Source organism: Clostridium saccharoperbutylacetonicum N1-4(HMT), from assembly GCF_000340885.1.
Lineage (GTDB): Bacteria > Bacillota > Clostridia > Clostridiales > Clostridiaceae > Clostridium > Clostridium saccharoperbutylacetonicum.
This window is the reverse complement of the sequence record NC_020291.1, coordinates 4,134,329-4,156,637: the sequence shown is the minus strand read 5'-3', so window position 1 is coordinate 4,156,637 and position 22,309 is coordinate 4,134,329. Positions and strand designations below refer to the sequence as shown.

Below are 22,309 nucleotides of genomic sequence, written 5' to 3'. Positions count from 1 at the left end.
TACAGAAAGCTGTATTGACCTTTTCTCTTTTTACTTTTATATAGAAATTTATATTAATAAGAGACCATTTTAATGGTATAATTATATATATATTCAAAGTGGAAATTATAAATTTACAATGGTCAGTTTTTTAATGTAACTTTGCAATTAATGATGATATTATTGTGAATTTATTAAATTGAAGGGATGATATTAATTAAATATATATATTTTAAGTGGAAAATGGTTGGAGGATTTTAATGAAAAATGATTCAGTATATGTTGAAAATGACGAAGTTAATAAAAATTTTATAGATAAATATATAAATAAGTTTAAAAGATTAATTAATTTTAATAAGAAAAGTAAAAAGTTTTCAAAAAAAGAAGCTTTGTCTTTGGAAGAGGCCAAAAAGGAATTTAATGAGATTAAAGCAAGGAAGGAAAAATTAGAAAGCTATGAAGATGAATTACTAAAATACGATGATGAAATAATGGATATGGATTATTGTGTAGTAACAGCTAATGATTTAAATTCAATGATCAATTGTAAACAAGATACTTTAGGTAAAAGATTTATAAAATATGATAGTGTGAACATAGATAGTAAAGCCTTAAAGGTTTTGATGTTTTTTGACAAGGAAAGCATTATTAAACTAGAAGATGTTATAAATAAATTAGATAAAAATGAACTGAATATAGAAAAAACATATAAAGTAAGTAATTTTACAGTTAAAAATCTATGTGAATTAGAGATCAGCTTTGAAGAGGGTAAGTATCAAATTAAAAATATTACTCCTTACAATAAAGAGATATTAGGCACTTTAAATCAAATTACAAATAATTATGAAGAATATCATTTGCAAAATAAAGAAATAAGAGAGAGATTTCTTAAAGCTTTTTCAGATGCAAAATATGAACTGAATATTGGAAGTCCATGGATGAATAATTATGTTGTTAATGACGATTTAATTGCTATGATGGAAGCTTTGTTAAAAAGAGGCGGGATAATAAAAATAATTTATGGTATAGCAGAAAATAGCTCAATAGTTAATACGAAAAAAGATAATTATAAAAATAGAAACAGCGATAAAATTGCAGAAAAATTAATGGAAACATTCAGTGATTACGGTGCTTCCTTTAAGATTAAAAAAGTAAATTCTCATAATAAACTTTTAATATGTGATGAAAAATATTATATGGAGACAAGCTTTAATTTGTTATCTTTCTCTGGGGAATATGATGAAAATTCAAAAGATATTAGAGATGAAGGAGCAACTTATAGTAGTAATATTGAAGTTATTAAAGATTTAAGAAATAGATATTTTAATTTTTAGTTAAAGATATCCAAAGCGAGAATTAGACTTATGCGGAACTTATCGAAATTAAACACATATTTATTCCAGCGGACTTATGAAATTTTCGCTGGATGGGTTCTAAGTGTAAGGTTGCACCCATTTCTGCATGTTCCTAAAGTAAATTTATGACAAGCAGAAAGTGGAACAAGCCGTAGATGAAACTCGACTCACGTTCGTTCGCTGAGTAAGCGATTCACACCAAATCACAGATTTGGGTTCTCTGCTTAACAACCATCACAGCTTAATTTCATATGCCGCTTGCACAAATATGTATCTAATTTCTAGTGTAGTGTTACGATTATAATTTCTCAAGAGTGTATGTATATTCCAATTATAAGTTTGATTATTAAATTGGATATCTATAAATAGTTTTAGTTATTTATTTTATGGAAAACAAAAATCCCTTATAGTATTTACTATAGGGGGATTTTTGTGATTTTATCTCTTGTCAATGATATAAATTATTAAATGTTAAATAATTCGTCACCACTTTTGAAATCAAAACCTGGATGATGGTCAAATTTAACTGCACCAACAGAGGCTTTTCCTTTAACTGCTTTACTAACAAGTGCAATCCCTTCATTTCCAAAACCAGCGCAAAGTTCTATTGCTTTAACACCATTAGAAACTAATTCTTTTGCAATTTCAACTGCTTCACTATAATTTTTTACCCCTACAACAGTTAAGTTTACAACTGGGGTGTCAACTACAGTTCTATGTGATTTATAATCGACTTCTGGTGCTACAAATATAAATGCTGCATTAACTTTCATTTTAAAAGTCCCCTTTCAAATTTACATAATATAATGAATATTTATATGATAGCATCTATAATAAAAAAGAAATTGTAAAATATTGCTTAGTTGCGTAATGGGTTATGATAGCTGGTTAATTTGTCTTTTTAATATATTTGAAATAAGTCTTACAATTGTTGAGGAGAGCATTATTCCAAAAGCAATTGCTCCACCAATTGTCAAAGTTAAAATACCTTTATTTAAAGCGACTGTAAAATTTGATTGAACAATGGAAATAATAGTACTATAAGCAGTGATTCCAGGTACTAGTGGGAAAATTCCAGGAACGTAAAACATAGAAGCAGGCGTTTTTATTATTCTAGCCATAAATTCACTATATAAATTAACTGCAAAGGCACCAAAAAATGATCCTAGAGCTTCGCTTCCTGTTATGGAAAAAATCAAGCTGTATACAATCCAGCCAAGAGCACCAGCTAGTCCACACCATATAATCTTCTTTCTATCAATGTTAAATAATATAACAGGAAATACACTTCCTAAAAAAGATAATAAAGTCATTTTAATTAGCATATCAATTATATTCCTTTCAATCCAATAAATAATGAGGTTCCTATTCCAACTCCTACAGCTATAATCACTATCATTGCTTCAGAAAATTTAGCAATTCCAGCAGAAAAATCACCACAAAGTACATCTTTGATACCATTTGTTAGTACAACACCTGGAAGTAAAATCATTATTGCGCCGGTAATTACATTATGATAGCTTATTGCAGGGATTAGAAAATGGGCAAAAATGCTAGCGCCACCAATTAAAACCCCTGCTAAAAAGAATTCTAAAAATTGAAAAAATCCTAGTTGAGATACCTTTTCGAACAGCATATATGTAATTAAACAAATTATAACAGCTGCAATTCCATCTTGAACAGTTCCATTAAAGAATAGAGTATATATAAAGCCTGTCATACAGGCAGCCATAGTTCTAATTCGCATAGTGAAATTTGGAGCTTTTTCTATTTCATTTAAGTTATTTTTAGCTTCAGTATAAGATAGCTGATTTTTTTGAATATTTCTTGAAAAAGAATTGATAAGTTCAATTCTGTACAAGTCTACATGCTTCTCCTTAACTTTTTTCATGGAAGTAATTTTTTCACCATTGGAATCTTCAATTAATAGAAAGATTCCGTTAGATATTGCAATACATTCTCCATTAAAGTTGTACGCTTCACATATTATGGATACTGTTTCTTCTATTCTATAATTTTCAGCACCGTTAGCTAATAATATTTCCCCGGCAGTAAGGGCAATATCAATTACATTTTTAATTTCCATTGAAATCTCCTTTGTAAAATTTAGTTCATAATATTTGCTTAATATTTAAAATTAGACTTATGCAACAATTACCTAAATCAGATACATTTATCTTCCACAGGACTTAAATCAGTTTACAGTTAACAATTAACAGTTATCAGTTGAGGAAGAAAAGCTAATAGCTTTTCTTAAATTAAAGAAATATCTAAAGAGATTCTATACGTAACTCATACTTACTTTAAGTTCCGTATTGCAGTAAAGTTCCTTATTGTGGCATAGCCACTCTTTTTGCAAGTGCATAGCTAATCTTTTTATATGTGCATAACTCATAACTGATTCAAAGCCTGCTTCCAGAAAAATGTATCTGATTTCTAGTGTAGTGTTACGATTATAATTTCTCAATGATGCATGTATATTCCATTTATAAGTTTGATTCTTAAATTGGATATCTACAATTAAAAACAACAGTCTAATTATAGCATAGATAATTAATTAAGTCTTAATATTAGTCTATCAAGTTAAAATCTTGGTTAAATTTATAGAATTAAGAAGGACATTATGCTAAAATTACAATTGATTATCGAGTATACAATTTTAGAATTAAGATATAAATTAGATCAAGGAGTTTTAGATATATGAACAATAAATTTATAGTACTATCAGATATGAATAAAGAAATTAAGGATAATGCCTTATTCTTTATGTTTTTTAATGGAAATTTACTTGTAAAACAAGATAATGATAATATAGTTATTCCTGTTTTTAATGAAATTGAAAAACTTAAAATTAAGTATGGAGATAAATTCTTTTTTGGAGAATTTAATAATCAAGATTGTTTTGTTGCTGAAACATACGAAGAGTTTATTTTATTAGAGAACTATAAGTTGGTCCCTTTATATGAAATAGGAACTTTAATAGAGGAAGAATTATTTACAGCTATAGGTAGAGCAAATCAAATATTAAATTGGGACAAGACTCATAAATTTTGTGGCAAATGTGGAACAAAGACAGAGAACAAAAATAATGAACTTGCAAAAATTTGTCCAAAATGTAAGCATGTAATGTATCCTGTAATTTGTCCTGCAATAATAGTTGCAGTTACAAGAGGAGAGGAAATACTTCTTGCTCATAATAAAGGATTTAAAAATAATATGTATAGTTTAATTGCAGGCTTTGTTGAAGCAGGTGAAGATTTGACTAATACAGTAAAAAGGGAAGTTCTAGAAGAGGTTGGAATAAAGGTAAAGAATATTAAATTTAATAGGAGTTCACATTGGTCATTTCCTAATTCATTAATGCTTGGATTTTTTGCAGAATATGAGTCTGGTGAGATAAAGGTTGATGGAGAAGAAATAGTTCATGCTGATTGGTTTACGAAAGATAATTTCCCAACTATACCTCAAAAATTTACACTTGCCAGAAAAATAATAGATGAATTTGTTGAAAAAACAAAATAAAATAAAACCATGCATATATTAAGGAAAAAATTTCCCTACTATATGCATGATTTTTTTACGTTAGAAGATATCAATTTTTAGTCTAACTTCATTATAGACCTTGTTCGTAGCTTTCAATCATTCTTTTTACCATTTCTCCACCAACACTTCCATTTTGTCTTGAAGAAAGGTTTCCTTTATCTGCGCTTTCATAGTTGCTTAATCCTATTTCTGAAGCAACCTCAGTTTTTAATCTGTTTAACCCTGCCTTTGCTTCTGGTACTAAAGTTCTGTTTCTTCCACTATTGTTTGAAGCCATATCTACCTACCTCCTCAATAAAATTATTTTTGCTTTGCAATTTATTATAAATTTGCTTTGCACTATTATATTAACCAGCCTTTATAATAATACTCTATAAAATTATTAGAAAAAGTAGTATTGAAAACCTTTTTGGTTAACTTTTGATCTATTTTCTTTCTACTAGTATTTTAACCTCACTTTAACAAAATATTGTTTTATGTATTTTATATATTATCCTAGTTTTTGATAACATGTTTTTTAGTTTACCCAGTATTATTTGAAAATATAATCACATAATCCAAGTTTGCAAACATGTAACAATATTAGTAAAACTTAAGTATGATATTGACATGAATTCTATAAATTAAAGGCAGTATAATATGATATAACTTGTCTTCGTATCTACATAATATTATAATAATGTTAATGTTAGCCAATATACTTACAGTAAGGAGATTCAATATGAATGAACTTAATTTTTTAGGAAGAGGTTCAGGTTACAATGTTAATGAGGGAAATACCTGCGCTTATATAAAAAATGATGATACTTTGTTATTAATTGATTGTGGTGAAGCTGTATTTGAAAAAATTATAAAAAGAGATTTAATTAATAGAATTAAAAATGTTTATATATTAATCACACATATGCATTCAGACCATGTTGGATCTTTAGGAAGTTTTGTGGGGTATTGTTATTGGAAATCAAATATTACTGCAAATGTTTATTTTCATGAAAAACAAAAAATAGGCGAATTTTTAAAACTTACTGGAGCAGTAGAGGGGCAAAGTTTTTTAGTGCATGGTACTGAGAATCAAAGAATTGATTCATTAGGTATAACTTTTAATTCAAGATTAACTAAGCATTCTAAAACTATTAATACATATTCATATTTATTAAACTTTGATTATGGAAATGATATTTTTTATAGTGGAGACACTTATGAAACTAATATTGATATTATTCCATTTTTAGAAACTGGAAATTTAATATATCATGATACTTGTCTAAATGATAATAAAGATAATGTACATACATCGCTTAGGGTTTTGTGCGACAAAATCCCTTACAAATATAGAAAACAAGTTTATTGTATTCATATAGATGGTGAAAATTTCATAGAAAAAGCTACAGCTGAAGGCTTTAATGTAGCAGAAGTAGTCTAAAGGGAGAATTCATGAATTATAAAGTTGACTTGCATACGCATACTTATATTTCTGATGGAGCTAGTACACCTAAGGAATTAATATGTGATGCAAGAAAAGAAAAGGTAAAAGCAATAGCATTAACTGATCATGACAATATAGCAGGTATATTGGAAACTAAGAAATATGCACAGGCTAATAACATAGATTTTTTGCCTGGAATAGAAATAAGTTCCCTTTATAAAGATGGCAGAATTGTACATATCTTAGGAATTGGAATTGATATTACTAATGAATATTTTTTAACTTCTTTTTACAAAATGAAAAAAGCTAGAGAAAGTGGATTAAAAAATGTATTAGATGGGATTGCTAATAAGGGGATTCATATAACCTTTGAAGAGTTAAGGAAAAATTCATTAAGTGAATATTTGGATAGATATGATGTCTATAGATATTTTATGAAAAATAAAATTTGCAGTTCAGCACAAGAAATTTGGGATAAATATTTGGATCCGATTCCCTACGGGAAAGGTGAACTCATTGACGCTGAAGAATCTATTGATATGATAAAGAAAGCTGGAGGTTTGTCTTTTTTAGCTCATTATAATAAAGCAATAGGATTTGAAGGTTTAAATAATGAAGAAATTGAAAAGCAAATTAAGGGCTTAATTGATTTAGGCTTAGACGGCATTGAAAAATATTATCCATCCTTCACTTGTGATGATTATAAATTTATAGATTATATAGTCGATAAATATAATTTAGTTTGCTCTGGGGGAACAGATTATCATGGAGTAAACAGACTTGATATAAAAATTGGTTCAGGAAAAAATAATAATTTATTTATTCCTTACAATATTTATAAAAATATTGTAAAGCATTGTAACAAGCAAGATAAAAGAACTTAGCTATATTTTAATAAAAGATTAATAATTTTGACAAAGAACTGACACAAACTTCTATTAATATAAATATTAGAAAGGGAGTGTAGTATCATGGTAAAAGAAAATGACAAATTAGAAATAAGGAATAAAGTTACAAAGAAAGATAGGAAAATATTAATAAAAGCATTAGCTGGAATAAAAGGATGGAATTTTAATCCTATTGCAGTAATTACCAATGATATGGAAGACTATTATTTTATTTGCAGAGTAAAAACGATTGTAGAGAACTTACAAATGCAAATGGCCAGAATTTACATTAAAGTCACAGAAGGAAGCAAACCAAGATTATTAGCTATTGAAGAAATCGTATAAATAAGTTTAATTATATACAATAAATGTAGTTTTAATTATATACAATACTTGACAGAAAAGAAACTATGGAGTAATATTTAGAAAAAAATATTATTACTGTGAAGAGGAATAGTAAGTATATTTAATTTCTTTTAGAAAGGGAATGGGTGATGAAAATTCCTAGAAATTGTGTGCTGAACCAGCCTTGGAGTTCTGTACCGAAATGATAGTAGGCTACAGCAGGTATTCCTGTTATAGATAAGAGAGATTATAAAATTATTACGTGTAATTTTATAATAACTAGGGTGGTAACGCCAGAAATGGTCCCTTTATGGGCTTTTTCTGGCGTTTTTTGTTTTCAAACTTTAAATTTTTCAATGATGAAAGGAAGAAAATCATGGGTAAGAATAATAATAAAAAATTTGTAGAAGCAATTACAGCTATAGACGAAGATTTTGCACAATGGTATACAGACATTGTAAAGAAAGCAGAGCTAATTGATTATTCAACGGTTAAAGGTTGTATGATTATAAGACCTTATGGATATGCAATATGGGAGAATATTCAAAAGTATTTAGATGCTAAGATTAAAGAAACAGGACATGAAAATGTATATATGCCAATGTTTATACCAGAATCTTTATTACAAAGAGAAAAGGACCATGTAGAAGGTTTTTCACCAGAAGTTGCTTATGTAACTAGAGCTGGCGGAGAAGACCTTGCTGAAAGATTAATAGTAAGACCAACTTCTGAAACTTTATTTTGTGAACATTATGCAAAAATAATTCAAAGTCATAATGATTTACCTAAAAAATATAATCAATGGTGCTCTGTTGTTAGATGGGAAAAAACAACTAGACCATTTTTAAGAACCTCAGAATTTTTATGGCAAGAAGGCCATACTGCGCATTCAACAGCAGAAGAAGCTGAAAAAGAGACAATAGATATGCTAAATGTATATGCAACTATGTTGGAAGAATATTTAGCAATTCCAGTTTTAAAAGGACAAAAGACAGAAAAAGAAAAATTTGCAGGAGCAAAGGCAACATATACAGTTGAAAGTTTAATGCATGATGGAAAGGCACTTCAAAGTGGGACATCACATAATTTTGGTGATGGGTTTGCAAGAGCCTTTAATATAAAATATTCAAATAAAAATTCAGAATTGCAATATGTACATCAAACTTCATGGGGGGTTACTACTAGATTGATAGGTGCTATTATAATGGTTCATGGAGATGATAGTGGATTAGTTTTACCACCAAAGGTTGCACCAGTTCAAGCTGTTATTATTCCAATTGCTCAACATAAAGAAGGCGTTCTTGAAAAGGCAAATGAATTAAAAGATATGATTTCAAGTGAAGTTAGAGTAAAGCTAGATAGCTCTGATAAGATGCCAGGTTGGAAGTTTAATGAATATGAAATGAAAGGAATTCCAGTTAGAATTGAAATTGGACCAAAGGATATTGAAAATAATGTAGCAGTTTTAGTTAGAAGGGATACTAGAGAAAAAGAAGTAGTAAGTTTAGACAATTTAAAGGATAGAGTATTAGTTTTATTAGATGAAATTCAAAATAGTTTATATGAAAAAGCATTAAAAAATAGAGAAGAAAGAACTTTTGTTGCAAAAACAATGGAGGAACTAAAAGAAATTGCTGATAATAAATCAGGCTTCACTAAAGCTATGTGGTGTGGTGATCTAGAATGTGAAGAAAAGATTAAAGAAGTAGCTGGTTTAACTTCTAGATGTATTCCTTTTGAGCAAGAAAATATAGATACTCAATGTGTGTGCTGCGGTAAGAAGGCTGAAAAAATGGTTTACTGGGGAAAGGCATACTAAAAGAAAAGTACTACTAAATAGTATTATTAAATAGAGGTTGGAATTAAAAAATCCAGCCTTTTTTAACGTTTAGATTAGTATAAAAAACTTTGAACTTTATAATTTAGGATATAAGGGTTGAAAAATCAATCGTTCATTTTTTAATATTATTTATTCATTAATTGATGGGTACTTATGATAACAATTGCGCAGTTTTTAGGATTAATTTTACTATTTTATATAATTATAATATAATAATAAAGACAATTAGGATATTATCAAAAGAATCAAATTTAAATGGTATTATTTAGTGTTATATAAAGTTTTGATAATATTACAAACATTTTTAGGAGGACTATTATATGAAAGAAAAACTAGGTTTTCACCAAAATCTATTGATTGGTTCATTACTATTTGGACTATTTTTTGGTGCAGGAAACTTAATCTTTCCAGTACAAATGGGACAACAAGCTGGAAGCAATGCTTTTATGGCTACAATCGGATTTTTAATTACAGGGGTAGGATTACCAATGTTAGGTATTATTGCATCAGCTCTTTCAAGAAGTGAAAGTTTATTTGATATGGCAAAGCCAATTAGTTCAAAGTATTCAAAAATCTTCACTTGCTTATTGTACTTAACTATTGGACCATTATTTGCAATACCACGTACAGCTACGGTTGCATTTGAAGTTGGGATTCATCCATTTATAGCTGATGAATATTTAAAGCTAGGACTATTTATTTTCTCATTAATATTTTTTATTATTACTATTTATTTTTCATTGAAACCAGGACAAATTTTAGATTGGGTAGGAAAATATCTAACACCTATTTTTTTGGTATTATTATCTATTTTATTAATTGCTACATTTGTGAGCCCAATGGGGCAAGCTAGTCAATATCCAGCTCAAGGAAATTATGCAACTCAACCTTTATTTACAGGTTTGTTGGATGGATATAATACTATGGATGCTTTAGCTTCTGTAGCTTTTGCTATAATAATTATTTCTAATATACAAAAACTTGGAATTAAAGAGCCGCGTTTAATTGCTATCGAAACTTGTAAGTCTGGTTTTGTTAGTGTAGTTGGTATGACAGTTATATATGCATCATTAGCATATATGGGAGCAACTAGTTTAGGAAGCGTTAGCAGTGCAGAAAATGGAGGGATTATTTTATCGTTAGTAAGTAATCACTATCTTGGTATTGTTGGGAAGGTGCTATTAGCGGCTATCGTTGGCGTTGCATGTGTAAAAACAGCGATTGGATTAATTACTGCATGTTCAGAAATGTTTAGTGAGATGTTTCCAAAATCAATTTCGTATAAGAAATACGCTATTATATTTACAGTATTTTCTTTTGTAATTGCTAATTTTGGGTTAAGTAATTTAATACAGTTATCTATACCTGTACTTATGTTTTTATATCCACTTGTAATAACATTAATTTTATTATCTTTATTGGCGCCTATTATTAAGAAGCAAGGTATGATTTATAAGTGGACAACTGGATTAACAATAATAGCAGCACTCTTTGATTTTTGTAAAGCACTACCACAAGCTTTTCAAGAAAATGCGCTAATTTCGCAAATTATAAATTTTGCACATTTATATTTACCAGGCTTTGATTATGGCTTTGGATGGATAATACCGGCACTTGTTGGGTTTATTATTGGAGTTATTTTTAGTGGAATTTATGCTAAAAGAGTTTAGGATTTTAATTGTCAATTATCAATGATCAATTGAGGGGGAAGCTCACAGAGAAAGTTCATGTTTCCAAATATAAAAGCTCCAAGGAGAAAGTTCATGTTTCCAAATATAAAATTTGGACATTCACTTTTCCATTTGGGATTTCTCGAACTGATATGTATAATCTTAATTGGAACTTATATATAGATATACAAATTAATACTTAAACTTACAAATGTAATATACATGCATCATTGAGAAATTATAATCGTAACACTACACTAGAAATCAGATACATTTTTCTGGAAGCAGGCATGTGAAATTGAGCTGATGATGGTTATTAGTGGAAGGTTGTTTCATTTTCTGCTTGTCATAAATTTACTTTAGGAACATGCAGAAATGGGTGCAACCTTCCACTTAGAACCTTCCAGCGAAAATTTCACTAGGCTTGTGGAAGATAAATGGATTTGATTTCGGTAATTGTTGCATAAGTCTAATTCTCGCATTGGATATCTATATTGGAATTTTATTTAAAGGAGAAGTTAGTAAATGATTAAGCCAGAACTTTTAGCACCAGCAGGAAATTTAGAGAAACTTAAAACAGCAATAAATTTCGGTGCAGACGCAGTTTATCTTGGAGGAAGCAAATTAAACTTAAGAGCATCTGCGGATAATTTCACAATTGAAGAATTAAAAGAGGGACTTGAATATGCTCATTTAAGAGGTAAAAAAGTACATGTTACTTTAAATGTAATACCACATAATGATGATTTAAATGGTATTGAAGATTATATTACGGAATTATATGAGGTTGGAGTTGATGCAGTATTAATTGCAGATCCTGGAATTATGAGTATAGTTCATGAAGTTGCACCAAAGCTTGAAATTCATTTAAGTACACAAGCTAGTAATTTAAATTATAAGTCAGCAGAATTTTGGCATAAAATTGGAATCAAAAGAATTGTTGCTGCAAGAGAAATGAGTCTTAATGATTTAATAACTTTAAGAAAAGAATTACCAGAAAGTTGTGATATAGAAGCCTTTGTTCATGGAGCCATGTGTATGGGCTATTCTGGAAAGTGCTTATTATCTAACTATATAACTGGAAGAGATTCAAATAGGGGAACTTGTACACAACCTTGCAGATTCAAATATCATTTGTATGAAGAAAAAGAACCAGGTAATTATGAAAAAATTGATGAAGATGGAAATGGAATGTATTTTATGAATTCAAAGGATCTATGCATGATAGAACATATTCCAGAACTTATTGAAGCAGGCATAAACTCTTTTAAAATAGAAGGAAGAATTAAAAGTTCATATTATGTTGCCTCGGTTGTAAAAGCTTATAGGCAGGCAATTGATAAATATTTTGAAGATCCTAAAAATTATAAGTATGATCCTAAATGGCTGAAAGAACTAGAAAAACCTAGCCATAGACCATATACAACAGGTTTTTATTTTGATGAAGAAATAAGACAAAATTATGAAACTTCAGCATATATACATAATTATGATATGATTGGTGTTGTTAGGGATTATAATAAAGAAACTCATATTGCAACAATTCAGCAGAGAAATAAAGTTTTTAATGGTGATTTGGTTGAAGTTTTAGCTATAAAAGGTGATAACAAAATTATAAAACTAGAAGATATGAGAAAAGAAAACGGAGTAGAAATAGAAACAGCTAATCGTCCACAAATGATTTTTACAGTAAAATGTTCTGAAGAATTACAAGTAAATGATATTCTTGTTAAAAGCAAGAACTAAATTAGTGCCTCCTAAAAAATTATTTTTGGGAGGCTTTTTTTTCAATTGTCAATTTTTAATGATCAGTAGTAATTGATAATTGCTCATTGATCAGTGCTTACTGATGACCATATAGTCTCCACAGCTTAGTTGAACTACTTCAGCTTTAAGTGCTTTTGCAATTTCTTCAGTTAATTGCTTTTGCTCATTAACATCACTTGCAACTAAGATTAATGGGTTTCCATTTTGTGGCCTATCCTTAGCTAAGGTAATATATGCTAATATTTCATAACCTGTATTATATAAATCTGCACCCATAATATCAACCTTTCATTTGATTAGAATTTGATTTCATTATTTTATAGTTCTTCTTTATGCTTTCTAAAAGGGGAACTTTTTTTATAGTTTCAATAAAGGCACCTTCGTCATAAATAATTGGCACTAGCACAATTGCGATTCTTCCAGTTTCGTAATCACATTTCGTATAATGATATCTCTTAAGGCCTAAAATTCTGCATGCTTCAAATATTATTGCCTGCCTTTGACCATTGTGATTCAGTATTCTGCTATAATATCTTTCTTTAGGATGAATTACTGCAGCTATACCGCTGCTTTGAACTAGATTTCTAGCTAAGTCTATTCCTAAATGATTGGTAACAAAAATATCATCTACATATAATTCTGAATTTTTTACAGTTATTTTAGCAAGTTTTATATCAGCTATATCACTAACTGATTTCCCTTTTGTAAATGCTTTAAGGACATAAAGTAATATAGCAGCAAAAATAATTCCTAATAATATAGTAATGAAAATATTATTTAAAGGTATTATATGCATGATCAAACTGGTTCCAAAAGATACGAGCAATGAAAAATAATTTCGGGCTTCAAAGGTTTTTGCGATGCCATCAATATAGGCTTCACCTCTAAAAACATGCTCTACATTATCAATATCCTGTAGACTTTCTTTTTCGATTCTTCTCACTTCGCGAAATTGTTCCGTAGCTAGAAGAAGAAAGGTAACAGCCTCAAAGTTTTTTTCAAGTAATGCAGGAATTGCAATAGCACCTATTCCAGAAGAAATAAATCCAGTAACTAAGTGAATCAGATATCCATTTGGATAACTTGGATATTGTCTGTAGTCAACAATAAGCGTAAGGTATCTTGCAAGAGTTCCACATAGTATAGGTATTAAAATCAAAATTAGATAGTATTGTGAAAGTAGTTCCTTTTCCATAAAATCCTCCCCATAGTAAATAACAACATTAACTATAATAGTTTTTTGTTATAACGGTAAAAATTATACATTATTTTGAATTATAATCTTTGATCAAAATGGTTAAAAAAATATCATATTATGATAACAAATTTGGAGCGGATTTCATAAAATGAAATAATATTTAGAGTGTAAGAAAGTTGAGCTTTGAACTGAATTGTAAGGCGCGAAGATTAAATTGTAGGAAAATATTAGGCATAAAATAATATTTCGCTAATAAACTTATTATAAGATTTGAGAATCATAAGTGATATATTTGATAAAAAATAGACAAAGTTTTGAAACAGCTTTAACAAAATTAAGAAAAGATAACTTAGCTTGAACATTTTAAATTATAGGAGATGCATGTTGAAATGAAAGTAATTAGTTCTAAAGAAGCAGTACGTTTATTGTGTGACAATGATGTTATAGCAACCTCTGGTTTTGCAGCATTAGGTGTCTCAGAAACCTTATTAAAAGGCTTGGAAGAAAGATATTTTGAAGAAAAACATCCAAGAAATTTAACGTTAATGTTTGCTGCTGGACAAGGCGATGGAGAAAGTAAAGGTTTAAATCACTTGGCACATGAAGGATTATTAGAAAAAGTTATAGGAGGGCATTTTAATTTAGCACCAAAGATTGGAGATATGATTAGAAATAATAAAATATTTGCATATAATTTGCCACAAGGAGTAATGTGCAATTTATTTAGAGATATGGCAAGTAGAAAGACTGCAACTGTAAGTAAAATTGGATTGAATACTTTTGTTGATCCAAGGGTAGAAGGTGGGAAAATGAATTCAATTACAAAAGAAGATATAGTTCAAATTATTAATATCCTTGGAGAAGAAAATTTACTATTTAAAGTACCAAACATTAATGTGGCATTTATAAGAGGAACATATGCTGATGAAAAGGGAAATATCTCTATGAATCATGAAGCAACTTTTTCAGAGGCAACATGTATAGCACAAGCTGTTAAAAATTGTGGAGGAACCGTAATAGTACAAGTTGAAAAGGTTGTTAAGGAAGGAACATTAGACCCTAGAAATGTTAAAATACCTAGAATTTATGTGGACTATGTAGTGGAAGCAAATTGTGAGGAGGAGCAAGCCCAAGTATTAGGAAATGCATATGATCCAGCCTTATCAGGTGAGGTTAAGATCGTGGCCGATAAGTTGAAGTCATTAAAATTGGATGAAAGAAAGATTATTGGAAGAAGAGCAGCAATGGAACTTGTTAAAAATAGTATTGTAAATATTGGTATTGGAGTACCTGAAGCAATTTCTAGTGTTGCAAACGAAGAGGGGATAGGAGAGAATTTTATATTAACTGTTGAGCCAGGTCCAATAGGTGGAATACCTCAAGGAGGGAAAAAATTTGGAGCAGCGGTAAATCCTGAATGTATTTTTGACCAGCCAACTCAATTTGATTTTTACGATGGAGGAGGTTTAGACATAGCATTTTTAGGACTTGCTCAAGTGGATAAACACGGGAATATAAATGTCAGCAAGTTTGGAACAAGGGTTGCTGGTTGTGGTGGATTTATTAATATAACTCAAAATGCCAGGAAGGTAGTCTTTTGTGGAACATTAACTGCTAAGGGCTTAGTTGTTAATGTTGTAAATGGAATACTGGAAATTATAAAAGAGGGTAAAGAAAAAAAATTTGTAAATTCTGTTGAGCAAATTACTTTTAGTGGGCAATATTCATTGAGGACTAATCAGCCAGTTATGTATATAACTGAAAGAGCTGTATTTGAATTAAAAGAAGATGGATTGCATCTAATAGAAATAGCACCAGGAATTGATATTAAGAAAGATGTATTAGATTTAATGGACTTTAATCCAATAATAGATGAGAATCTTAAGCTTATGGACAAGAGAATATTTTATGATGAATTAATGGGAATAAAGGAATAGAAGATATACACCTATAAAAAGAGTGGCTATGCCACAATACGGATCATTTTTACTATAAAAAGAGTGGGGAACATTTCTGCTACTTGAAACATATTAAGATGAAGATATTCCGAAGGAATATTCTCATTAATCATTTATTATTCAATATTCATCATTAAATAAATGTGTCGCAGGCACTTTTGTTACCGTAATGATAAAGTTAATTTATAATATTTCGGAGAGGAAAATGAGGATGTTAGAAAATTTAAAAATCAAGCTTGTGAAAATTGTTAAAAAAGCAGAAGAATATAATTTATGTTTGGAAGGTGCAGGAAGCTTTAGTATTAGGGATGAGAATTCAGGATATATTATAATCACCCCTTCAAAAATGAAAATAGATGATTTAGCAATAGATCATATTTGTATTTTGGATATAGACGGAAATATAATTAATGCATTAGATGGAATAGAACCTGATAGTGATTCATTTTTACACCTAGAACTATATAAAGCAAAGAAAGAAATAAGAGCTATTATGCATATTAATCCAATTTTTGCAACTGCTTTTTCAGTTATTAACAAAGTTATTCCACCAATTACGTATGATTCTGCAAATTATGGTGGCTACATTTATTCTGTGAGTAACGATAGTACAAGCAATGTTGAACTAGCAAAGGATTTAATTGAAAAATTGAAAACAACTGACGCATGTTTGTTAGAGGGTAATGGAACAATTGTAATAAGTAAGGATATAGAAAATATAGTATCAAAGGGAAGATTCGTGGAAAAGACAGCAGAAGTTTATTATAGAGCATTAATCTTAAATCAATTTAAAGAGCCAAAGAGATTTAATGGAGAAAAACTAAAGCTATATCAAGATAAACAAAAAAATATACACCAATAAAAAGAGTGGCTATGCCACAATTGGGATCATTTTACCAATAAAAAGAGTGGCTATGCCACAATTGGGATCATTTTACCAATAAAAAGAGTGGCTATGCCACAATTGGGATCATTTTACCAATAAAAAGAGTGGCTATGCCACAATTGGGATCATTTTACCTATAAAAAGAGCAGCTATGCTGCAACAACGGATCTTATTTATAAAGAGTGGGGAAACTATTTTCAATCTGAAGCATATTAAAATGAAGATATTCCGACGGAATATCTTCATTAATCATTCAATATTAATTAAGCTGTCGCAGACACTTTTGTTTTAATATATTTTAAATATTTTTAACTACTTTTTCTAACGCGCCTTGATTTTTTTATTGTTAATTCGTAATCCCCTGGGATGTTTTCTATAAACCTAAGGTATTTAATTATCTTGTAATCTTTTTTTAAAGACTCAAGAGAATAATAATGGGTTGCTAATTCACGATTTGTAAAAAGTGCATGAATTTGTTGATGACAAGCTGTACATAAAGAAAGTGTTTCAAATTTTCTTCCACCTTTTGCTAAGGGAATTAAGTGATGTTTAGTAATAATAGGAACATTTCTATTACATAATTCACAAATATGGTTTTGTGCCATAAATTCCTCCTCTTATGCAGTAACTCATTATACTTAAATTATACCAAATTAATTGATAAAATCAATTGGTTTTATAATGCATCTTTTCCACGTTCACCAGTTCGTATCCTTACAACATCTTCGGCATCGTAAATAAAAATCTTTCCATCTCCATAATTACCAGTGCTGATTTCCTTTAAAACTTTATCTATTATCAATTCAGCTATTTCAGGAGCTACAACTGTTTCAACTTTAACTTTTGGAAGTAGGTTAACACTATATTCTGTTCCTCTATAAATTTTCTTGTAACCTTTTTGATTACCGTATCCCATAATATTTGAAATCATAACTCCAGTAGCATTGCATTCAGTTAGTATTTTTTTCAATTCTTCTAATTTTTCGCTTTTAATTACAATCTCTAATTTTTTCATATTATCACATCCTTCTTAATTAGCTATATTGGCTGAGTAGTTTCCTTAAATTTTGCTAATTGTTTAATTTCAATATTTTCAGGAGATTCGTAATCAAGCTCAGGCGATTTTAATAATTCTAAATCTGGATATGCTGAAACACCCATTTCAGGAATATCTAAACCATTTAATTCAACCTCAGGTGAAACTCTTATGCCCCACACTTTATCTAGAATTTTTAAGAAAACATAAGAAACTCCAAAGCCCCAAACAAATAAAACAACAACAGCAATTAATTGAGCTATAAGCTGAGAAGGATCACCAAAGAATAAACCAGTAACGCCTCCGGTAACTCCATTTAATCCATCACCATAAGACCCATCAGCAAAGAGACCTAAAGAAATAACACCCCAAAGTCCATTTGTGCAGTGAACAGAAATTGCACCAACTGGATCATCAAGCTTTAATTTATTTTCTACAAAGGCAACAGAAACACATACAAGCAATCCAGCAATTGCGCCAATAAAGAAAGCAGAAGGTGCATTTACAAAAGCACAAGGAGCTGTGATTGCAACAAGTCCAGCAAGAGCGCCATTTGCTGTCATTGAAGGATCTGGTTTTCCATACTTAATCCACATATAAAACATCGCAATAAGTCCACCTATTGCACCAGCTATCATTGTGTTTGTTGCAACAACAGCAAGTCTAAAATCAGATGCATTTAGGGTCGAACCAGCGTTAAATGAGAACCAGCAGAAGAATAAAACAATTGTGCCTATAATTGCCATTGGAATGTCATGCCCAGGAAAAGGTCGTGCAGTTCCATCTTTTTTGAATTTACCAATACGAGGACCTATGACAATTGCACCAGCTAAAGCAAGCATACCCCCCATAGAGTGAACTACAGCAGATCCGGCAAAATCAACGACACCATGACCAAGACCAAAATTTTTACCAAGGGTTGATAGCCAACCGCCACCCCATACCCAGTTTCCAAAGAAAGGATATAAGAACATAGAGATAAAGAAAGATAAAATAACAATTGCAGAATATTTAACTCTTTCGGCTACAGCACCTGTAGGAATTGTCACTGTGGTATCCATGAAAACCATTTGGAAGAAAAATAATGCATATATTCCTGGATCATAAACACCAGTACCAGATAACATGAAACCATTATACCCCATGATACCGCCAAGGCCAGGTATTGAAAGCATTGAGCCTAATGCAGCACCACCAGAGCCAAGACCTGCTGCACCGCCAGAACCTCCAAATTGAATAGCAAAGCCTGTTAGAAAATATCCAATCGCACCAACTAAAAATACCATAAAGTTCATTGTCATAGTATGGGCAGCATTTTTACCACGGCAAAAGCCTGTTTCAACCATAGCAAATCCGCACTGAAAGAAGAAAACCATAAAGCCTGTAATCATAACCCAAGTGAAATTTGCTCCATAATAACCTTTATTAGCTGTAGTTGCTACATCAGCCAAGGTTTCACTTCCTGTTGCAGCAACGTAAGAAGCACCAGTTGGGTCAGAACCTCCAGATACTGAAAGGGCAAGAGCTAACACAAAGGCTAATACGCCAAGAAACAATATAATAGCACCTAATTTTATTGATTTTTTCATAACCTAACCTCCAAATTAAAACAATTTTTATATTTACCTAAATTAAAAAATTTATTTTCGTTTAAAATTTCTCCATGAAAATTTAGCTGAAGATTCATATAATTCTTCTCTTAATTTAGTAACTGATAAATAGTATCTTATTCCCAAATATAAAACTAAAATTCCAAAAATCGCACCTGATATTGAAGAACTTAGAACTTTAAAATGAATATTATTAATCAGACTAAAAATGCTAAAAAATATTCCTAAAAAAATAATCATTAGAGTAGTAATAAAAAGAATATTAATGGTTATAACTTTCGATTTTTCTGGTGAAGAAATCAAACTATTCTTTTTCATTTTTAAAACCTCCTTTCTAGAATGGATTTCTAAGTAAAGCTTCATTTAAAATTTAAATGAAATCTGAGCTAAAAAACAGAGTCAAAGTAATTAAACTTTGACTCCATTGTCATTGGGGGGGAATTCCATAAAAACGAAAAGTCACCTAATATTAATAAATATTAGGCGACTTTGCCGTGGGTATTATATTTATTTTCATTATATGTAAGTTAATGTATAAAGTCAAGAAAATATTCAATTAATTACATATAAAGGGAATGAGACTGTATTCATATTTGATTAAAGGTAAAGCGTATAGTATTTGACAAATGTTGGAACTGTGATACTATATAAAATAGGATTATTAATTACCTATATATAATTTGTTTCTGACGTGGGAAACTCATTTTTCGAGTTTCTCATTTTTTAATTTAAAGGTTATATGATACAATAACATGGTTAATTATAGTTGAAAATTAAGTGTAAAAGCTTTTAGATTTAAATTAACTTTAATAATAGAAAGGGTGTGGTAAAGGTGATGTATATATTGATCTTACTTTTAGTAATAACTTTTACATTACCGATTTTATCGAAGCAAGTTGAAAGTAATCTTGAATTTTTTTTGTTTACTGTGGGAATGTTAGCAGCTATTACATCAGGTTCCTTAAGTAAGGAACTTTTTATTAATATATTTCAAAATAAATTTATGTATGTAATAACTTGTGTAGTATTAATAGGTGGATTCATGTTTAAAGCAATATCTACCCATGTAGAAGCAGCATTAAATTATATTTTAAAGTACATTCCATTAAAGCTTTTTATATTTTTGTTAATAATGATTATTGGGCTTATATCAAGTGTAATAACAGCAATAATTGCAGCCTTACTTTTAATAGAAATAGTAAGTATACTTCCAATTAGTAGAAAAAATAAGATAAATGTTGATATAGTAGCTTGTTTTTCTATTGGAATGGGAGCAGTATTGACTCCAATAGGAGAACCACTATCAACAACAGTAATTTCTAAACTTGATGAAAGTTTTTGGTATCTTTTAGAGCAGTTTGGTGTTTACATTATTCCTGGAATATTGATTCTTGGACTTATTGGAGCGTCATTTGGTATTCAAGAAAAGGCACATGAGGACAAGGAGGAAGAAATAATTATAGAAGAGACAAATGCTGCAATAATAATAAGAGCATTTAAAATTTTAATATTTATTATTGCTTTAGAGCTGCTTGGGGAAGGGTTTAAACCGATAATAGATACTTATGTAATTAATCTTCATACAGGATATTTATATTGGTTTAATATGTCTTCTGCAGTATTAGATAATGCAACCCTGGCAGCAGCCGAGGTTAGTAATAAAATGTCTCAGTTACAAATTAAGGCTGTATTAATGGGATTATTAATAAGTGGAGGGATGATGATTCCAGGGAATATTCCTAACATTATTACTGCAGGCAAACTTAAGATTCAAAGCAGAGAATGGATTAAACTTGGGGTACCACTTGGACTCATAATTATGTTAATATATTATGTGATTTTATTTATATTGTAAAATAATATTAACAAATGATAATATGACAAAATTTAAGGGGGAAATATATATAATGAATAATAAAAGAGTACAAGCTAATCTGCTGTTATTACTTACAGCAGCTATTTGGGGATTTGCATTTGTTGCACAAAGAGTAGGTTCTCAATATATAGGGGTGTTTACCTTTAATGGACTGAGGTTTGCTCTTGGAAGTTTATCTCTTCTGCCGTTAATCATTTTCTTTAATAAAAGAAATCAAAGCAATGTAAAAAATAAAAACGAAGCGAGCACTAAAAAAACAATTTTGTCTGGTGTCCTAGTTGGAACTATATTATTTATGGGATCATCCCTTCAACAGTTTGGTCTTATTTATACAACTGCTGGAAATGCTAGCTTTATTACTGCACTTTACATGGTTATAGTTCCTATAATAGGCATTATTCTAGGTCATAAAATTGGTAAGAAACTATGGATTGGAGTAATTCTTGCGGTAGCTGGTTTATATTTATTAAGTATAAATGAAAACTTTAGAATTGGTTTTGGAGATATGTTTGAACTTATATGTGCCTTTTTCTTTGCACTACATATTTTAACAATAGATTATTTTTGTAATAAGGTAGATTCTTTAAAATTATCTTGTCTGCAATTTGCAACAAGTTCTGGTTTAAGTCTAATATCAGCTTTTTTATTTGAAAGTATTACTCTTACAAGTATATCTAATGCTTTAGTTCCTATTCTATATGGGGGGCTTTTCTCTACAGGGGTAGCTTATACCTTACAAGTAGTTGCGCAAAAAAATGCTAAACCCTCTCATGCTGCTATTATAATGAGCATGGAATCAGTATTTGGTGCTATAGGAGGAATGCTTATTTTAGGGGAAACCATGAGCATTAGAGCATACTTAGGCTGCATTCTTATACTAATTGGAATATTGATACCACAAATTAGACTTTCTAGAAAATAAATATATTAGTA

Annotated in this window: 22 protein-coding genes and 1 other annotated feature; of the genes, 12 read left to right on the top strand and 10 right to left on the bottom strand. The window is 29.7% G+C overall.

All coding sequences use genetic code 11. From position 1 onward, the window contains the following. Window positions 1-239 precede the first annotated feature (239 nt). Complete coding sequence (locus CSPA_RS18660) at window positions 240-1,313, top strand: phospholipase D-like domain-containing protein (RefSeq protein WP_015393915.1); 1,074 nt, start codon at window positions 240-242, stop codon at window positions 1,311-1,313. 485 nt (window positions 1,314-1,798) lie between these two features. On the opposite strand, the gene CSPA_RS18655 is transcribed toward CSPA_RS18660, so the two are convergent. From CSPA_RS18655 to CSPA_RS18645, 3 genes are all read right to left on the bottom strand, one after another. Then, a complete protein-coding gene (locus tag CSPA_RS18655) occupies window positions 1,799-2,107 on the bottom strand; it encodes a DUF6506 family protein (RefSeq protein ID WP_015393914.1) in 309 nt (102 codons plus the stop codon). Window positions 2,108-2,209: 102 nt separating this feature from the next. Continuing rightward, window positions 2,210-2,659 (bottom strand): threonine/serine exporter family protein, encoded by a 450-nt coding sequence (locus CSPA_RS18650; protein WP_015393913.1) that lies wholly within the window; start codon window positions 2,657-2,659, stop codon window positions 2,210-2,212. 5 nt (window positions 2,660-2,664) lie between these two features. Then, entirely contained in the window at window positions 2,665-3,420 is a 756-nt protein-coding gene (locus tag CSPA_RS18645) for a threonine/serine exporter family protein (RefSeq protein ID WP_015393912.1), read from the bottom strand. A 614-nt stretch (window positions 3,421-4,034) separates the two neighbouring features. Between CSPA_RS18645 and nudC the strand changes: the two genes are divergently transcribed. Continuing rightward, window positions 4,035-4,856 carry an NAD(+) diphosphatase gene (gene nudC / locus CSPA_RS18640; RefSeq protein WP_015393911.1) on the top strand — a complete coding sequence of 274 codons (822 nt, stop codon included), beginning with the start codon at window positions 4,035-4,037 and terminating at the stop codon, window positions 4,854-4,856. 91 nt (window positions 4,857-4,947) lie between these two features. Here the strand turns inward: nudC and CSPA_RS18635 are convergent, their stop codons facing one another. Continuing rightward, window positions 4,948-5,154: an alpha/beta-type small acid-soluble spore protein gene (locus tag CSPA_RS18635; protein WP_015393910.1), complete on the bottom strand. Its 207-nt coding sequence runs from the start codon at window positions 5,152-5,154 to the stop codon at window positions 4,948-4,950. Window positions 5,155-5,598: 444 nt separating this feature from the next. Here CSPA_RS18635 and CSPA_RS18630 point away from each other — a divergent pair, with 444 nt between their 5' ends. The 6 genes from CSPA_RS18630 to CSPA_RS18605 all read left to right on the top strand — a co-directional run bounded on the left by CSPA_RS18630 (window position 5,599) and on the right by CSPA_RS18605 (window position 12,791). Beyond that, window positions 5,599-6,300, top strand: coding sequence for an MBL fold metallo-hydrolase (locus tag CSPA_RS18630; protein ID WP_015393909.1), 702 nt, complete (start codon window positions 5,599-5,601; stop codon window positions 6,298-6,300). Window positions 6,301-6,311: 11 nt separating this feature from the next. After that, entirely contained in the window at window positions 6,312-7,187 is an 876-nt protein-coding gene (locus CSPA_RS18625; RefSeq protein ID WP_015393908.1) for a PHP domain-containing protein, read from the top strand. Window positions 7,188-7,274: 87 nt separating this feature from the next. Continuing rightward, on the top strand, window positions 7,275-7,535 hold the full coding sequence (locus CSPA_RS18620; protein WP_015393907.1) for a hypothetical protein: 261 nt from the start codon (window positions 7,275-7,277) through the stop codon (window positions 7,533-7,535). Window positions 7,536-7,624: 89 nt separating this feature from the next. Continuing rightward, window positions 7,625-7,846, top strand: a binding site (T-box leader). A 65-nt stretch (window positions 7,847-7,911) separates the two neighbouring features. Further along, window positions 7,912-9,354 (top strand): proline--tRNA ligase, encoded by a 1,443-nt coding sequence (gene proS, locus CSPA_RS18615; protein ID WP_015393906.1) that lies wholly within the window; start codon window positions 7,912-7,914, stop codon window positions 9,352-9,354. A gap of 341 nt (window positions 9,355-9,695) precedes the next feature. Continuing rightward, complete coding sequence (gene brnQ, locus CSPA_RS18610; RefSeq protein ID WP_015393905.1) at window positions 9,696-11,045, top strand: branched-chain amino acid transport system II carrier protein; 1,350 nt, start codon at window positions 9,696-9,698, stop codon at window positions 11,043-11,045. A 525-nt stretch (window positions 11,046-11,570) separates the two neighbouring features. Continuing rightward, window positions 11,571-12,791: a peptidase U32 family protein gene (locus CSPA_RS18605; RefSeq protein WP_015393904.1), complete on the top strand. Its 1,221-nt coding sequence runs from the start codon at window positions 11,571-11,573 to the stop codon at window positions 12,789-12,791. Window positions 12,792-12,881: 90 nt separating this feature from the next. Here CSPA_RS18605 and CSPA_RS18600 read toward each other — a convergent pair whose 3' ends face one another. Together CSPA_RS18600 and CSPA_RS18595 are read right to left on the bottom strand one after the other, a co-directional pair. Then, window positions 12,882-13,088 carry a capping complex subunit for YIEGIA gene (locus tag CSPA_RS18600; RefSeq protein ID WP_015393903.1) on the bottom strand — a complete coding sequence of 69 codons (207 nt, stop codon included), beginning with the start codon at window positions 13,086-13,088 and terminating at the stop codon, window positions 12,882-12,884. Between the two features lie 4 nt (window positions 13,089-13,092). Further along, a complete protein-coding gene (locus CSPA_RS18595; protein WP_015393902.1) occupies window positions 13,093-14,007 on the bottom strand; it encodes a YIEGIA family protein in 915 nt (304 codons plus the stop codon). 392 nt (window positions 14,008-14,399) lie between these two features. On the opposite strand from CSPA_RS18595, the gene CSPA_RS18590 reads away from it, so the two are divergent. Both CSPA_RS18590 and CSPA_RS18585 read left to right on the top strand, forming a co-directional pair. Next, window positions 14,400-15,947, top strand: a complete 1,548-nt coding sequence (locus CSPA_RS18590) for an acyl CoA:acetate/3-ketoacid CoA transferase (RefSeq protein ID WP_015393901.1) — start codon at window positions 14,400-14,402, stop codon at window positions 15,945-15,947. A 232-nt stretch (window positions 15,948-16,179) separates the two neighbouring features. Next, window positions 16,180-16,830, top strand: a complete 651-nt coding sequence (locus tag CSPA_RS18585; RefSeq protein WP_017810471.1) for a class II aldolase/adducin family protein — start codon at window positions 16,180-16,182, stop codon at window positions 16,828-16,830. A gap of 332 nt (window positions 16,831-17,162) precedes the next feature. On the opposite strand, the gene CSPA_RS18580 is transcribed toward CSPA_RS18585, so the two are convergent. The 4 genes from CSPA_RS18580 to CSPA_RS18565 all read right to left on the bottom strand — a co-directional run bounded on the left by CSPA_RS18580 (window position 17,163) and on the right by CSPA_RS18565 (window position 19,818). After that, window positions 17,163-17,459, bottom strand: coding sequence for an HNH endonuclease (locus tag CSPA_RS18580; protein WP_015393899.1), 297 nt, complete (start codon window positions 17,457-17,459; stop codon window positions 17,163-17,165). A gap of 71 nt (window positions 17,460-17,530) precedes the next feature. Further along, window positions 17,531-17,869 carry a P-II family nitrogen regulator gene (locus CSPA_RS18575; protein ID WP_015393898.1) on the bottom strand — a complete coding sequence of 113 codons (339 nt, stop codon included), beginning with the start codon at window positions 17,867-17,869 and terminating at the stop codon, window positions 17,531-17,533. A 23-nt stretch (window positions 17,870-17,892) separates the two neighbouring features. Beyond that, on the bottom strand, window positions 17,893-19,479 hold the full coding sequence (locus CSPA_RS18570; protein ID WP_015393897.1) for an ammonium transporter: 1,587 nt from the start codon (window positions 19,477-19,479) through the stop codon (window positions 17,893-17,895). A 51-nt stretch (window positions 19,480-19,530) separates the two neighbouring features. Further along, window positions 19,531-19,818 carry a hypothetical protein gene (locus tag CSPA_RS18565; protein ID WP_015393896.1) on the bottom strand — a complete coding sequence of 96 codons (288 nt, stop codon included), beginning with the start codon at window positions 19,816-19,818 and terminating at the stop codon, window positions 19,531-19,533. Between the two features lie 517 nt (window positions 19,819-20,335). Here CSPA_RS18565 and CSPA_RS18560 point away from each other — a divergent pair. Beyond that, window positions 20,336-21,355: a DUF1646 family protein gene (locus CSPA_RS18560; RefSeq protein ID WP_015393895.1), complete on the top strand. Its 1,020-nt coding sequence runs from the start codon at window positions 20,336-20,338 to the stop codon at window positions 21,353-21,355. A gap of 52 nt (window positions 21,356-21,407) precedes the next feature. Continuing rightward, window positions 21,408-22,298, top strand: coding sequence for a DMT family transporter (locus tag CSPA_RS18555; RefSeq protein WP_015393894.1), 891 nt, complete (start codon window positions 21,408-21,410; stop codon window positions 22,296-22,298). Window positions 22,299-22,309: the final 11 nt, after the last annotated feature.